A 14,922-nucleotide genomic window follows, 5' to 3' on the forward strand; every position below is an offset into this window, starting at 1 on the left:
GTATGGTATATTGGCTATTATTACTCGTAACAATTATTTTTGAAGTAGCTGGAACAATTGCGATGAAACTATCAAATGGTTTAACAAAGCTCGTTCCAAGTGTACTTATTTTCGTATTTTATGGAATTTGTTTCAGCGTATTTGCTATCGTTGTCAAAAAAATTCATTTAAGTATTGCTTATGCGATTTGGTCTGGTGTAGGAACATTACTTATTACAATCATTAGCGTGTATTTCTTCAAAGAGCACATTAACTTATTCCAAGCATTTTGTATTCTTTTTATTGTTTTAGGAGTAATTGGGCTTAAGGTTTCATCGGCATCATAAAAGGCTATCTTCCGGTGTGGAAGATAGCCTTTTATTTTTATTAAAATGCCCAGTTACCTTTACGGAAGATAGGTTCATGTCTTCCGTCATCTGTAATACCATCGATATCAAGCTCAGCTGATCCGATCATGAAGTCGTTATGTGTAATACTAGTGTTTGCTCCATTTTCAGCAAGTTCTTCTTTAGACATTGTTTTTCCGCCAACTAAGTTGAATGCATAAGCACTTCCGATTGCAAGGTGGCAAGATGCGTTTTCATCAAATAGCGTATTATAGAATAAAATATTTGTGTTTGAAATGGGTGAGTCATGAGGTACTAAAGCCACTTCTCCTAAGAAGTGAGAACCTTCATCTGTGTCTACTAAATGTTTTAAAGCCTCTTCACCAGTTTCCGCTTTATAGTCTACAATACGTCCGTTTTCAAATGTTAACGTGAAGTTATCGATAATGTTACCTGCAAATGCTAACGGTTTTGTGCTAGATACTTGGCCGTTTACACCTGTTTTAAGTGGCATTGTAAATACTTCTTCAGTTGGAATATTCGCCATAAATGGTACGTTCTTTTCATTTAAGCTACCAGCACCAGCCCATACATGCTTTTCTGGAAGTTCGATTGTTAAATCTGTTCCAGGAGCTGTATAGTGAAGGGCTTTATAATGCTTTTCGTTTAAGTAATCAACTTTTGTATGTAACGTTTCATCGTGTTCTTTCCATGCTTCCACAGGATTTTCTAAATCCGCACGAGTAGCTTTGAAAATAGCATCCCATAGTTTTGCTTCTTGTTCTTCTGGTGCAACGTCAGGGAATACTTTCGCAGCCCATTCTTTCGTAGGAACGGAAATGACACACCAGCTTACTTTATCAGCTTGTACGTAATCACGGTATACTTTCATTGCTTCACCAGCTACTTTATGAGCTGTTGCGATACGCGTTGATTCTACACCTTTTAATAAATCAGGGTTTTCTGCATAAATAGACATAAATGCAGCGCCTTCTTTTGCTAATTCTTCACGAGCGTTTGCTTTCCAAGATGGGAACTCAGCGAATGCTTCTTCAGGAGCTAGATCGAACTTTAAGCGTGTTAACGTCTCATCATTCCAATCTACATATACGTGTTTTGCACCAGATTTATATGCTTTTTCTGTTACGAGGCGTACAAATTGTACAGCTTCAAGAGGTGCACTAATTGATAATGTTTGTCCTGGTTGAATATTAACACCAACATTGACTGCAAGGGCAGCATATTTCTCTAACGTTTGTTCAAATGACATATGTATAATCTCCTTTAATTTGAAAGATTTCTTACTATATATAATACAAGAAAATTCAAAAAATATATATAAATAAAGCGCAAAAAGAGAGCTCAAAATATATTGAGCTCTCATCATTATTTAATCGAAGAAGCAAATTGTTCTACGGTCGTTGTATTGTGTATGCGAACACGCTTCATTTTTAATAATTCATCGGGTTCACTTTTTGTGAGGAACTTTCCGGATTTTGTTGTCGTCGCAAATTGATAATATTTCTTCGTTTCTGCAACGACTTTATCATCTACATGACCAAATGGGTAAGCAACTGCGATAACAGGCTTACCCGTTATTTTTTCTAGCTTTTCTTTCGATCCCTTTAATTCTTCTTCATAGTTTGTAATCTTCGGTAAGTCTGCATGTGTTGCAGTATGAGATTGCATGGAGAAAATGCCGGAATCAACCATTTCTTTTATGTCAGATGTAGAAAGAGATCCTTCAGCATCAACATTATTAACAATCATATATTCTGTTGCCGTTGGTTTAAACGTATCGTCTTTTAGCTTTTGTAAAATATGAAATGCATTCATATTATTTTTCATACCGTCATCAAATGTAACAAAGATAGGTTTATTCACTTTATTAATATCGCTCCAACGTTCAAAAGTTAGTAATGTATAGCCATTGTCCTTTAAATATTTCATTTGGGCTTCAAAATTAGCAGGTGATACGAATAAATCTTTAATGCCTTGTCCATGATAATCATCGATTGCATGGTACATAAGAACGGGAACCTTTTGCTCGAAAGTAATAGTAGATTTTGTGAGTGGAATGTTTTTCCCATCTTCTTTCATTCCTATTGCTTCAATTTGAAACTCACCGCGTTTTCCTTCAAATTCTTTTATGTTAAAAGGAAGTGTAAACTGTTTCTCCTTTTCTTTAGAAGAAAAAGATTTAGCGTGTTCCTTTCCGTCAGCTGTGCGCCAGATTTTATATTGTACTTCGGTTAAAGCATCTTTTATGCCTGCAATATGAATACTTGTGTTTGTAGATTCGTGTGTAATAGGAGTATAAGAAATTTTACCTTGTTCTTGCATAATCTCTTCTTGTTTCTTAGATTCTTGAACCTTTTTCTCTTTTTTAGGCTCTTGACTTACATCGCTAGTATTACAACCTGCTAGAATGGCAGACGTACATAAAGCGATTGCTGCGTATTTTCTCATAAGATCACCTTCTATTGTGTATTATGTTGCATACGTATTTAAAATCCCCACCGCTGTAAGAGAGGTGGGGACATACCCTTGTTCATCATATCATTTTAGTAATGAGATAGGTTAGTGACTTTTAATAGAGCTATTTCTATCATCTTTTAGTAAAGTTTACTGTATCCCGCTATTTGTGGGCAGTAAGACCCCACCTCAGAATTCAGCAAAAGCAAAGAGGTTAGGTGGGGGGATCAACTGCCCGTAAAAGCCCGATTGGTGAGGGCTAATAATCAGTGGGGGTGAACAAAACCCCCACTGATTAAAGTTTTACTTTATAAGAGATATGAATTTTTCCATTGATGTATTAGGCCCTACAAAGTGCCGTTTAATTAAGTACTGTTCGTTTGGCATCCCTTTTGTAATGTGATTACCGTGATCAGTAGTTACTGCGAACTCATAATGTTTTTTTGTTTCTTCAACAGCTGGGTCATTATAAGAACCTACTGGATAGGCGAGAGCGATGACCTTTTTACCAGTAAGGGCTTCGATTTTTTCTTTCGAACTACGTAATTCCTCATCATAATTGCTTGAATGAGCCATCATCGTATGATTAGCAGTATGTGATTGAATAGAAAAAATGCCTGAATCCATCATTTGTTTTATCTCATCTGTTGATAGACGATTTGGTTTGTCTATCTCATTTGCAGTAAGGAATTCAGTAGCCGTAGGTTGAAATCTATCATCCTTTAATTTTTGTAAAATATGAAGAGCGTTCATATTATTTTTTCGACCATCATCCATCGTTACAAAAACAGGTTTATTTACACGATTTATATCATTCCAACGTTCAAATGTAAGCATCGTATAACCGTTATCTTTTAAATATTGCATATGTTTTTCGAATTGCTCAGGTGGTACGTATAAGCCGTAATCCCCATCACTTGGTCCAGGGTATTTTTCAATCGCATGGTACATTAATACGGGTACATGTTGCTGGAATGTAATTTTAGATGTTACTAGATTTGTTTCAGTATGATCTTCTTTGATTCCTACTGTTTCAATTTGAAATTCGCCACGTTTTAAATGAAATGATTTTAAATGTAGTGGGAGGGCAAAGTCACGTTCTTTTTCTTGTGAAGTAAAAGTTTGTTTGTTTTCAGGACCGTCAGCAGTACGCCAAATATTGTAACGTACTTGTGTGAATGAATCTCTTAAATCCTTTGTATAAAGCGTGGTATTTTGTGCGTTATATTCATACGGATCCCATGTAATAATCCCTTGTGTTAAAGGCAGTTCAACCGCTTTCGCTTTTTTTTGTTCAACTGTTTGTTTCGCCGTTGCTTCTTTTATTTGTTTATCACTAGTGCTACTAGTGTTACAACCTACGAGAATAGCAGAAGAAAGTAAAGCGATATATGTATATTTTTTCATTCTATCATCCTTCTATTGTGTTTTAATTATCATCACTTATGTCTTGAAATTATCATTCGTATAAGTGACACTAACTCAAATTTTCGATTTTAAAAATTTGAATTATACCCTTGTACATCATATCACTATAGAATATAGAGGGGAATACATTTTTGGAATAATTCGGAAAAACACCTTATATTTTTCTGGTGAGGTTTACATAAAAATACAGATAGAAGAAAGTAAAAAAACTCCACCTAAATTTCCTTTTGAAAAAGGAGAAGTAAGGTGGAGTTTTTTATTATATAAACAATCCAGCGATTGTTGCAGATAAGATAGAAGCAAGTGTTGATGCAAATAACATTTTCCAACCGAATCTAGATACGACACTTCCCTGTTTTTCAGAAAGAGCACGGATTGTCCCAACGATCGCACCAATTTGGCTAATACTTGCGAAGCTAATTAAGAATACTGTAACGATTCCGACTGTACGTGGAGATAATGTTGATGCAACACCTTTTAAATCAAGGATTGCTACAAACTCGTTTAATACAATCTTCGTACCCATAATTCCACCAGCTGGGATAATATCTTGAGTTGGAATACCCATTAAGAATGCGAATGGAGCAAGTATATAACCGAAGATTTGTTGTAAAGTAACAGCATATCCCATTGCACCTGAAGCTGCGCTAATTACGTAGTTTACAACTTCCATCACACCGATGAAGGCAATCATTAATGCAGCAACGATACCAGCTACTTTTAAACCATCAAGCGCACCGTTAATCATTGCGCCGATAAAGCTGTCTCCGAATAAAGTTCTATCAAATTTTTGAATCACTTCATCTTCTTTCTTCGTATCAACTGGTGTTAATAGCGAACAAACGATCAAGCTTGAGAATAAGTTTAGCGGAAGAGCGGCTAGTACATATTTCGCATCTAACATCATTACGTATGATGCTGTAACAGAAGCAGAAACGGAACTCATTGCAGAACAACAAATGATAAACATACGGTTTTTGTTAAAATGCTGTAAATCGTTTTTAATAACGATTAACGCTTCACTTGAACCGAAGAATACAGAGTTTACTGCGTGGAATGACTCGACGCGTGGTAAACCAGTAATTTTTGAAATTGCACCGCCGACAACGCGAACGATGAATGGTAAAACACCTAAATAACTAAAGATAGAAAGTAGTGCTGAGAAAAATACGATAATTAATAATACATTTAAGAAAAAGACAAAATCTCTTTGAATTCCATTAAAGAGAAAATCGACACCTGTCGTACCAAGTTTAATTAGTTTGTTGAAAACTTTACTAATGAAGATGATAATTTGTTGACCAATTTTTGTGCCAAACATAAACCAACCGATTAAAATTTGGAAACCAATCATAATAGCAATTGCACGGAAGTTGATTTTACTTCTATTGTTTGACAAAGCAAAGCATAAACCTAAAACGACAAGAATACCGATAATGCTCATTACATATTGCATGTAGTTGCCCCTTTCAGAAGTTCGTATAAAGTTTGTACATAAAACGCTCGTTATATTACTAAAAATAAAACAAAGAGGTTTTATGTCATACGTAAGATGTCTGACCTTTTAGAAAAATAAAAATAAAAAAAGACCCATATGGATTCACTTTCATCTATGAGAGAAAGCTAATCAATATGAGTCCTTTTTTGCACATAGGCTAATATTCATTAGTTTTCCCCATAGTCCAGCAATTTAAGGTTGCCGGGTAGAAACTCTCGATCCATATTATCGAATATATATGAGGTAACATCGTCCGTATTAAATTAGTAGTAGCGTAACATTAACAGAGAACTATCGTCAATAGCTTTTTTTCTTCCGATAGAAATAGACCATATAAGTATGATAAAATGTAACGCAGTGTTATGAAAAAGAGAGGTCGGAAAATGAGTACAAAAATGACGCCACCAGTTGAAAAAAATGATTTTATAGATGTAGTATTTGAAGATTTAACCCATGATGGTGCCGGTGTTGCGAAAGTAAAGGGCTATCCTATTTTCGTTAAAAACGGATTACCAGGTGAAGAAGCACAAATTAAAATTATTAAAGTGAAGAAAAACTTCGCATTCGGTCGTTTAATGCAGCTTCATACAGAGAGCCCATATCGTAAAGATGCAGAATGCCCAGTGTACAATCAGTGCGGCGGTTGTCAACTTCAGCACTTAACATATGAAGGACAATTACAAGCGAAAGAAAAACAAGTACGTGACGTTATGCAGCGCATTGGCGGATTAAGCGATGTTCCTGTTCACCCTGTACTTGGTATGAAGAACCCATGGGTATACCGTAACAAAGCACAAGTACCAATTGGAGAACGTGAAGGTGGACTTGTCGCTGGTTTCTATCGCCAAGGAACACATGACATCATTAATATGGAATCATGTTTAATTCAGGCAGAAGAAAACGATACATTAATACAGGAAGTAAAACGTATTTGTGAAAAACACAGTATTTCGGCATACAACGAAGAGCGTAATAAAGGAACACTTCGCCACGTAATGGCTCGTTACGGACAAGTAACAGGGGAAATTATGCTTGTCTTCATTACTCGTACAGCAGAATTACCAAACAAAAAAGCAATCATTGAAGAAATTGCAGCGAAATTCCCAGAAGTAAAATCGATTGTTCAAAACGTAAACACGAAACGTACAAACGTAATCTTTGGAGACACAACGACAGTACTGTACGGATCAGAATACATTTATGACTTTATCGGTGACATTAAATTTGCAATTTCAGCACGTTCATTCTATCAAGTAAACCCAGAACAAACGAAAGTGTTATACGATAAAACGTTAGAATACGCAAAACTAGATGGCAACGAAACAGTAATTGATGCCTATTGCGGAATTGGATCAATCTCCTTATTCCTAGCGCAAAAAGCGAAAAAAGTGTACGGCGTTGAAATCGTCCCAGAAGCAATCGAAGACGCAAACCGAAACGCAGCACTAAACAACATGACAAACGCTGAGTTTGGCGTAGGAGAAGCAGAAGTAGTTATTCCAAAATGGTACAAAGAAGGCATAATCGCCGACACAATGGTCGTAGATCCACCGCGTAAAGGTTGTGATGATGCACTACTAAACACAATCATCGACATGAAACCAAAACGCGTCGTATACGTATCATGTAACCCAGCAACATTAGCACGTGACTTAAAAGTACTAGAAGAAGGCGGATATAAAACGCAGGAAGTACAACCTGTTGATATGTTCCCACATACGACTCATGTGGAGTGTGTGGCTTGGCTTAAGTTGGTATAATAGGAAAGCAGTTGATATAGAAAAAGTCTATACCATCTGCTTTTTGGTTTATTGAGAGTTCGAAATTGTATTCATATTGAGAGGATTTGAATTTGAAATGATAGATAATTTTTGGCGTGATTTACCACGACCATTTTTCGTACTTGCACCAATGGAAGATGTGACAGACGTTGTTTTCCGTCACGTAGTAAGTGAAGCTGGTAGCCCAGACGTATTCTTCACAGAGTTCACAAACTCGGATAGCTATTGTCATCCAGAAGGTATGAAAAGTGTACGTGGCCGTTTAATTTTTACAGAAGATGAACAACCGATCGTGGCGCATATTTGGGGGGATAATCCTGAATACTTCCGTCAAATGAGTATTGGTATGGCAGAGTTAGGATTTAAAGGTATTGATATTAACATGGGTTGCCCTGTACCGAACGTAGCATCAAGAGGAAAAGGTAGTGGCCTTATTCTACGTCCAGACGTTGCGGCAGAACTTATTCAAGCAGCAAAAGCAGGCGGACTACCTGTCAGCGTAAAAACACGACTGGGCTTTAAAGAGTTAAGCGAATGGGAAGAGTGGTTAACGCATATTTTTAAACAAGATATCGCAAACCTTTCTATTCACTTGCGTACAAGAGAAGAAATGAGCCAAGTCGATGCGCACTGGGAGCTAATTCCGGAGATTAAAAAATTACGTGATCGTATTGCACCAAATACGTTAATAACAATAAACGGAGACATCCTTGATCGTAAAATGGGGCTAGAACTTGCTGAAAAATACGGCATTGATGGCGTAATGATCGGACGAGGTATCTTTAAAAATCCATTTGCTTTCGAAAAAGAGCCAAGAGAGCATAGCAGTAAAGAACATTTAGATCTTTTAAGACTACAACTCGATCTTCAAGATCAATATGCAGAAGTATTACCACGCTCTATCACAGGACTACATCGCTTCTTCAAAATTTATGTAAAAGGCTTCCATGGAGCTGCTGAACTAAGAAATCAATTGATGAGTACGAAATCAACGAATGAAGTACGTGCATTGCTTGATAAGTTTGAGGCGAGTGTTAATGTGGTAGAAGGTAGTGAAACAGTGTAACTTTTGAAAGTTACACTGTTTCATTTTAATTAAGGTAAACCGTATCATAAGTAAGTGAGGTATTCTATGTAAAAAAGGGTAAGAACAGAATACAGGAGAAAAGTGAAAATGGTAGGTTGGTCTTGATTTTCAATGACAGTATCATGTTTATTTTATTATGCCTATAATTGGAGGCCATGTGAATGTTAAGTGATCAGGCGAGATATTCTAGGCTCGCGAATATAACAAAAATAATAAATACAAAATTAGAACTACGTGAAGTATTGCAGCGTGTAACAATGGCGATATCAGAGGAGATTGTTAAGTGCAACGCTGTTGGAATCTATTTACCCCAGGAAGATGGAACATTTAGAGGGTTTGCAGGAAAACCAGAGACAATAAATGGCGTAACGCTCGATACTCAGGTAATTGATCCTGAAATAGACTTACTGGCAAAAGAAGTTATTGAAACTAAAGAAACTATTTATATTCCTGATACATCAAAGGATCATCGGCCGGATCCGAGACCAGTTGCTGCGTTCAAAATTAAGTCCTTATTAGCTCTACCTATCTCATTTGGGCAAGAGTTATTTGGTCTGGTTTTTTTATTTGATTATGGAATTCCAATGAACTTAACAAATTCAGAAATTCAAAGTGTTGAAGCTTATGTAAATATGGCTGCGGTCGCAATTCAAAACGCAAATAATTTAACACAAAAGGAAAACCTTATTGCCGAGAAGCAGCTGTTACTAAATGTTACCCGTGATTTATCAATGTGTTCCTCGATACAGGAGAGTTTTGATAAATGTTTTTTTTACTTAGGACAGATTTTAGAGAGTAAAAACATGGCTGCCCACCTTTTAGACCCGCTAGACAAAACAACGATTAAAACAACGAAGTTAAGCAAGGACTGCGATTGGACAGAAGCGGATTGGGTGGAGAAAAGCTATGAAGTTAAGATCCAAGAGGTTATTCAAACAAAAAATATAGATAGTAAGGATCTACTGATGATTCCATTGGTTTCAATGGGAGAAGTATTAGGGGTAATCGTCGCTGGTAAAGAGGGAAAAGGTCACAACTATGATAATTCCCAAATACAACTGGCAAAATCTATCGTTGATGCCACAGCGCCTACGTTTTCAAACTTGTTATATATGGATCGACTTGAAAGCATGGTGGAAGAGCGAACGAGAGAACTAGCTGTTGCTAATGAAAAAGTTACAAGTGTGATTGAAAGTATTACGGATGGATTCTTTACTTTAAATAATACATGGGAATTTACGTACGTAAATAAGCATCAATATTTTCCAAAAAGAAAAACAGCAAAAGATGTATTAGGCAAGAATATATGGGGGATTTTCCCGAGTAGCGTTGACGAAGTTATGTATAAGGAACTTCATCGTGTAATGTCAGAGCGAACTACAGTGTATTTTGAATTTTTTTCTGCCTCTGATGAATATTGGCACGAAGTTATTGCATACCCGTATGATGATGGTATTTGTTGTATTTTTAAAAACATAACGGAAAAAAAGCAATATGAGCAGGAATTGAAAAGGTTATCCAACATAGATTTAATAGGGCAAATGGCAGCGGGTATCAGCCATGAGATTAGAAATCCAATGACAACAGTACGAGGATTTTTGCAGTTATTAAAAGAAGAGCCCACCTATGAGAAACATAATAAGCATTTTAACTTAATGATTGAAGAACTTGACCGTGCCAATTCTATTATCACTGAATTTCTCTCAATGGGTAATACAAAGAAATCAGATTTGCAGATGTTAGATTTAAATGCAATTATCCACGATATTATTCCTTTAATAAAGATAGATACGCATAATCAAAATAAATATATTCAAGTCGATACAACTGACATCCCGGAACTACTTTTAAATCGTAATGAGATACGGCAATTATTAATGAACCTATACCGTAATGGCTTAGAAGCGATGAGCACAGGGAAAACTCTAACAATTAGCACCTATAAGGAAGGGCGAAATTGTGTGGTGCTTGCAGTACGGGATCAAGGAGAAGGTATCAGGCCTGAAGTATTAGAGAAACTGGGTACTCCATTTTACACGACCAAAGATAATGGAACTGGATTGGGGCTAGGCATATGTTATGCCATTGCTGCCCGTCATAATGCAAAAATAGAAATTCAAACAGGATCGGAAGGCACGACCTTTTTTGTTAAATTTAATTATGAAAATCATGAATAATAACCTCATTTAGATTAGTTACGGTGAACTGTACCACAAATAAAAAGTAAAACTTAAGTAAATATAATCAATATATTTCACCTGAATTTTACGTAACATTCACGTTTGAGTTGCCAATTAAATTAGAGATGCATAAAAAGAAATGGACTAACCTATATCAGGTTAGTCCATTTTTAAGTGTGTTAATTAATAGTAAATCCCCATCCGTAATTTCGCGCGATTATCTCATCCTTTTTTGCTTTCTTAATTTCTAATAAAATAAATTCGTTATTAGAAGTATCTCTTAATAATAAATAAAATCACCCCCACAAGCATTAATCCACCTAAGACTACAAAACCTCCCCCTAAAATGTTAAAGTAGTAACTTAACGACATTAATTTACACATGCTAAAAGCATTACTATAATCAACATTTCAGGAGGCAAAACAATGGCAATGAGCAACAACGATATATTAAAGAGAGTAAGGTACGCTTTAGATATAAGAGATATAGATATGGTAGAAATCTTTAAACTTGGTGGTATGGAAGTAACGAAAGAAGACGTAGTTGATATGCTTACAAAAATAAAGAGGGCGCCTCAGCATGAAGCTGAAAATGATGATGTGGTCGAAGATGAGTACGTATTAACATGCGATATGATGATGTTAGAGGCATTTTTCAATGGATTTGTTACTTTAAAAAGAGGGAAGCAAGATCCGAAACCAGGACAACCGGCACCTGTACAAAGCAAAGAGAGTGCGAATAACCTTCTTCTAAAGAAAATGAAAATTGCACTATCTTTAACGAGTGAGGATGTACTTGATATATTAGATAGCGTAGGCGTTACGGTAACAAAAGGAGAGTTAGGCGCTCTGTTAAGAAAAAAAGGCCATAAAAATTACAAAGAGTGCGGCGATAGATACGCAAGGAATTTCATTAAGGGATTAGGTGTAAAGTATAGAGGGTAATGAGTTTGTTAAAGCAGCAAATGATATAATAGGTAGAGTAGGGCGTTTGTATCCTACTCTTTTTTATTTGTAAAAATAATATGCTAGGTGATGAAATGGTACATACATATTTAGGTGAGACGATTCATTTTCATAGAGGACAGACAATTTTATAGTTTCTCATGATTCTTTGTATCTTTTTACGACTAAAAATTAGGTCCAATCGTTCTCTTGCTTCTCGGCCAGTGGATGATTGTAGGTAGTTATAATATCCAGAATAGGAAACCTCTAAAAGATCACAAAAATACTTAGTCATTCACTTAAATTGATTGTGTTCAATAGTCATATAAATCAACTGATATACTTTATTCGGTTTTAGATTTTCGCTTGCGTTTAGCAGCCTCTTTTCTGTCTCTTCTAGTTTTTTTTATAGTTCCACCTGCCCTTCAAGTAACTTGATCTTTGCCCTCTTGCCTTTTTATTACTTCGGACGGTGTAAGCTTTCGTTTTAATGATCTACCAGACTGAGTTCTACGCGAATCAGTTAATCCGATTAAACCATTATTTTCATAAGTTTTTTTCCATCTGTAGGCGGATTGTTCAATTCGCTTCATTCCTATCACGTTCATACCGAAGCCATTCTCTATAAAAATTTGTCGAGGAAGCTTACCAGCTAAATACTCATCAATAAATCTATTTTTAAAGGATTCAGTATAGGTAATAGCTCGCTCGTTGTATATTTGAATTGTTTTGAAGCCTTTTTATCTCTTTAGTTGACAATATTATTTTACTCATGATGTCTCCTAATCTCCATACCTTGAAATTCAAGTGTCCTAACTATCGGTACCAGTTTAAATTGGAAGAACTCTTTTTTTATTAAAGAAATGGTTGTTAATCTTATGAGGAAGAGAATGTATTAGAAGATCGTATCGTTTTTTGTAGCATAAGAGTCTCTGTATAAGTAAGTTTTTGTATAGAAATTTTCTGGCGAACTTAATTTTAGGATGAGAAGTTAAGTTCTCATAGAAATGAACCCTGTAGATGGGACTTGAAATTTATGTAAGTGAATACTTTGAAATTCTGAGAGTGTAAAGAAATTTGATTAAAATAGGTATTTGATAGAACTGGCAGTTAAATATATAGTTTAAAACCTATTGTAGTTACAGTTTTTATAATTTATTTCTCAATTCAAAACAAAAAAAACAAAAAAAACCGGAAATATCAATTAATTTTAACAATATGAATAATTAGAAAAATGAATTAACATGTAATTAATGGATATTCATATTTTGGACAGAGGAGCTTAATTATGAACACAATGATAATTAATAAGGAGAAAAAATGGTACGAGGAGGGGATGAATAGAATAGATCCTGATTTATATAAAAGGTACATGATTTATTTATATGATTTAGAAAAGTATTCAATTGAGAATCACCCATTTCTAGATGAACTTTCAAAATCATTAAGTTTCACTCCTTTTTCTCCAGAAAAGGCTTTATTTGTTAAAGAAAAACTGGAATTAGGTGAAAATGTTAGGAGGCTAGAGATTGATATTACAGATGTTTGTAATTTTAAATGTCCAGGATGCACCTTTCAATTTAGTCAAATGGATAAACAACTTCCGTTTGAAAAGTTAGATAGCTTTATACAGGAATTAAAGGAAGCAGGGTATACATCTATTACATTAGCGGGTGGAGGAGAACCGAGTATTTATAACTATAACGGGAAGCGGCTCCCTGATGTTACAGAAAGGTTTTTAGAAAATGGAATTGATACGTTTGTTATTACAAATGCCTTTGCTTTAGGAAGTCAAGATGATGTTAGAAGGCTCCTGCTTTCAACAAAAGGGATAAGAATTTCTTATTATAATTTTGTTGCACCGGGAGAACCTGAAAACAAAAATGATATTGTATCTGATAATGTCCGTTTATTATTAAGAACGAAAGAGTTAATGAATATAGATACAGAAATCATCGTTGGGAATTTAGTATCTTGGAATAGCAAAAGGGATTATGAATTTACAATCGAACTAGCTAAAAGATATAGAACTATTATCACACCTCGACCGATGATTTCAATTAATCGAGATGCTAAAAAAGCTGTGAAAGGTGAAAGTCTCAATAAGGTATTAAATAGAGTATTAGAGAATTACATGGGGATAAAGGAACAGATTGATAGTTTGTACAGCCCAGTAGCTGCCAGAGAATTTTTAGAAAGAATTTTGGCTTTTCATTTACCGCTACCAAAGCGATGCATTGTTACAGAGTTAGGGCTAGTTGGAAAAATGAGAGCTAATGGTGATTTATACAGATGTGGTCAACTTTCGGCGAGATCCGGCGAGATTGAAAAAAAATATCCTAATGTAGATAAAACAACTTTTTACAATTCGATAGATGATAGTACTGATTATTTGAAAAGTCATATAGATGGTAAAAAGGGATTGGTGTCTTATAATATGTGCCCTGTTTGTAGGGAAACGATTAATAATATTAGGTTTAGCAAGTTTCATGAAATCCCTAGTGAATTAAGAAATCCAATTTTACAAGAAGTTAATAAAGCTTTTAGTCATAATAAAAATTTAGCTGGTTTTTGGTAGGAGGAAAAAATGATTAAAGATAGTGCTTTAATAAAGGAAACAAAAGAATGGTTAAATACGGCAGCTTTTCAAATAGAAAACACTGAAAATTCAGATTTAATTGCTTTTGTATTTCAAGATGATATGTATGCTGAATTAAATTTAAAGCTATCCAAGTTTATTTATCATTGTCCGGATTTAGGGGGCAAAGTGAATTATGGAATTCATCCAAACTTTAAGAGGGTAGCAAATTATACTGATCAAATTAATATTTACACTTTTTCTAAAACTGAGTGGGAAAGTGGGGAGTTTTTTCTTGAAAATCGGGCTGTAGAAAATGTTTTGTTTTCTAATTTTGAAATAGAAATTACTATCCCATCGAAAGTAACAATAGAAGAAAAATACTTTATTTATAATCAGTATCGTGGATTCTTACATCGATTACCATTTTGTTTTGCCAATGAAATGTATGATCAGGAATTTAGAGGTATATTAAATTCCTTTGAACTAACTAATGCAGATATATCTGTATTAGATAGATATGAAAATATTTTTTTAAACGCAGATAAAGATTTTGACATAGTCTTTAAAAATAATAGTCATTACAAAAAAGTAGACTGGGTTTAATGAGGGGGAAGAAAAGTA

11 protein-coding genes and 1 riboswitch are annotated in these 14,922 nt (G+C 35.0%); of the genes, 7 read left to right on the forward strand and 4 right to left on the reverse strand.

The features are described from left to right. Positions 1-2: 2 nt before the first annotated feature. Positions 3-326: a DMT family transporter gene (locus J0835_RS01910; RefSeq protein ID WP_000263259.1), complete on the forward strand. Its 324-nt coding sequence runs from the start codon at positions 3-5 to the stop codon at positions 324-326. Positions 327-366: 40 nt separating this feature from the next. Here the strand turns inward: J0835_RS01910 and J0835_RS01915 are convergent, their stop codons facing one another. The 4 genes from J0835_RS01915 to J0835_RS01930 form a co-directional block, all read right to left on the reverse strand. Continuing rightward, positions 367-1,596: an aminopeptidase gene (locus J0835_RS01915; RefSeq protein ID WP_087979231.1), complete on the reverse strand. Its 1,230-nt coding sequence runs from the start codon at positions 1,594-1,596 to the stop codon at positions 367-369. 116 nt (positions 1,597-1,712) lie between these two features. After that, on the reverse strand, positions 1,713-2,795 hold the full coding sequence (locus tag J0835_RS01920; protein WP_087979232.1) for a polysaccharide deacetylase family protein: 1,083 nt from the start codon (positions 2,793-2,795) through the stop codon (positions 1,713-1,715). A gap of 309 nt (positions 2,796-3,104) precedes the next feature. Continuing rightward, positions 3,105-4,208, reverse strand: a complete 1,104-nt coding sequence (locus J0835_RS01925) for a polysaccharide deacetylase family protein (protein WP_046958889.1) — start codon at positions 4,206-4,208, stop codon at positions 3,105-3,107. Positions 4,209-4,488: 280 nt separating this feature from the next. Further along, positions 4,489-5,685 (reverse strand): NupC/NupG family nucleoside CNT transporter, encoded by a 1,197-nt coding sequence (locus J0835_RS01930; protein ID WP_001200511.1) that lies wholly within the window; start codon positions 5,683-5,685, stop codon positions 4,489-4,491. A gap of 202 nt (positions 5,686-5,887) precedes the next feature. After that, positions 5,888-5,989, reverse strand: a riboswitch (purine riboswitch). A 121-nt stretch (positions 5,990-6,110) separates the two neighbouring features. Between J0835_RS01930 and rlmD the strand changes: the two genes are divergently transcribed. The 6 genes from rlmD (at position 6,111) to J0835_RS01960 (ending at position 14,904) form a co-directional block, all read left to right on the forward strand. Next, entirely contained in the window at positions 6,111-7,487 is a 1,377-nt protein-coding gene (rlmD, locus tag J0835_RS01935; RefSeq protein WP_087979233.1) for a 23S rRNA (uracil(1939)-C(5))-methyltransferase RlmD, read from the forward strand. A gap of 97 nt (positions 7,488-7,584) precedes the next feature. Continuing rightward, positions 7,585-8,574, forward strand: a complete 990-nt coding sequence (locus J0835_RS01940) for a tRNA dihydrouridine synthase (protein WP_087979234.1) — start codon at positions 7,585-7,587, stop codon at positions 8,572-8,574. Positions 8,575-8,756: 182 nt separating this feature from the next. After that, the gene (locus J0835_RS01945; RefSeq protein ID WP_087979235.1) at positions 8,757-10,772 is read left to right on the forward strand and encodes a GAF domain-containing sensor histidine kinase; all 2,016 of its coding nucleotides are present in this window, start codon (positions 8,757-8,759) and stop codon (positions 10,770-10,772) included. A gap of 429 nt (positions 10,773-11,201) precedes the next feature. Next, positions 11,202-11,720, forward strand: a complete 519-nt coding sequence (locus J0835_RS01950) for a DUF1456 family protein (RefSeq protein ID WP_087979236.1) — start codon at positions 11,202-11,204, stop codon at positions 11,718-11,720. A gap of 1,288 nt (positions 11,721-13,008) precedes the next feature. Beyond that, positions 13,009-14,298, forward strand: a complete 1,290-nt coding sequence (locus J0835_RS01955; RefSeq protein ID WP_087979238.1) for a radical SAM protein — start codon at positions 13,009-13,011, stop codon at positions 14,296-14,298. A 9-nt stretch (positions 14,299-14,307) separates the two neighbouring features. Then, on the forward strand, positions 14,308-14,904 hold the full coding sequence (locus J0835_RS01960; protein ID WP_087979239.1) for a hypothetical protein: 597 nt from the start codon (positions 14,308-14,310) through the stop codon (positions 14,902-14,904). Positions 14,905-14,922: the final 18 nt, after the last annotated feature.

This window comes from Bacillus cereus group sp. Sample62 (assembly GCF_036851315.1).
Taxonomy (GTDB): Bacteria; Bacillota; Bacilli; order Bacillales; family Bacillaceae_G; genus Bacillus_A; species Bacillus_A wiedmannii.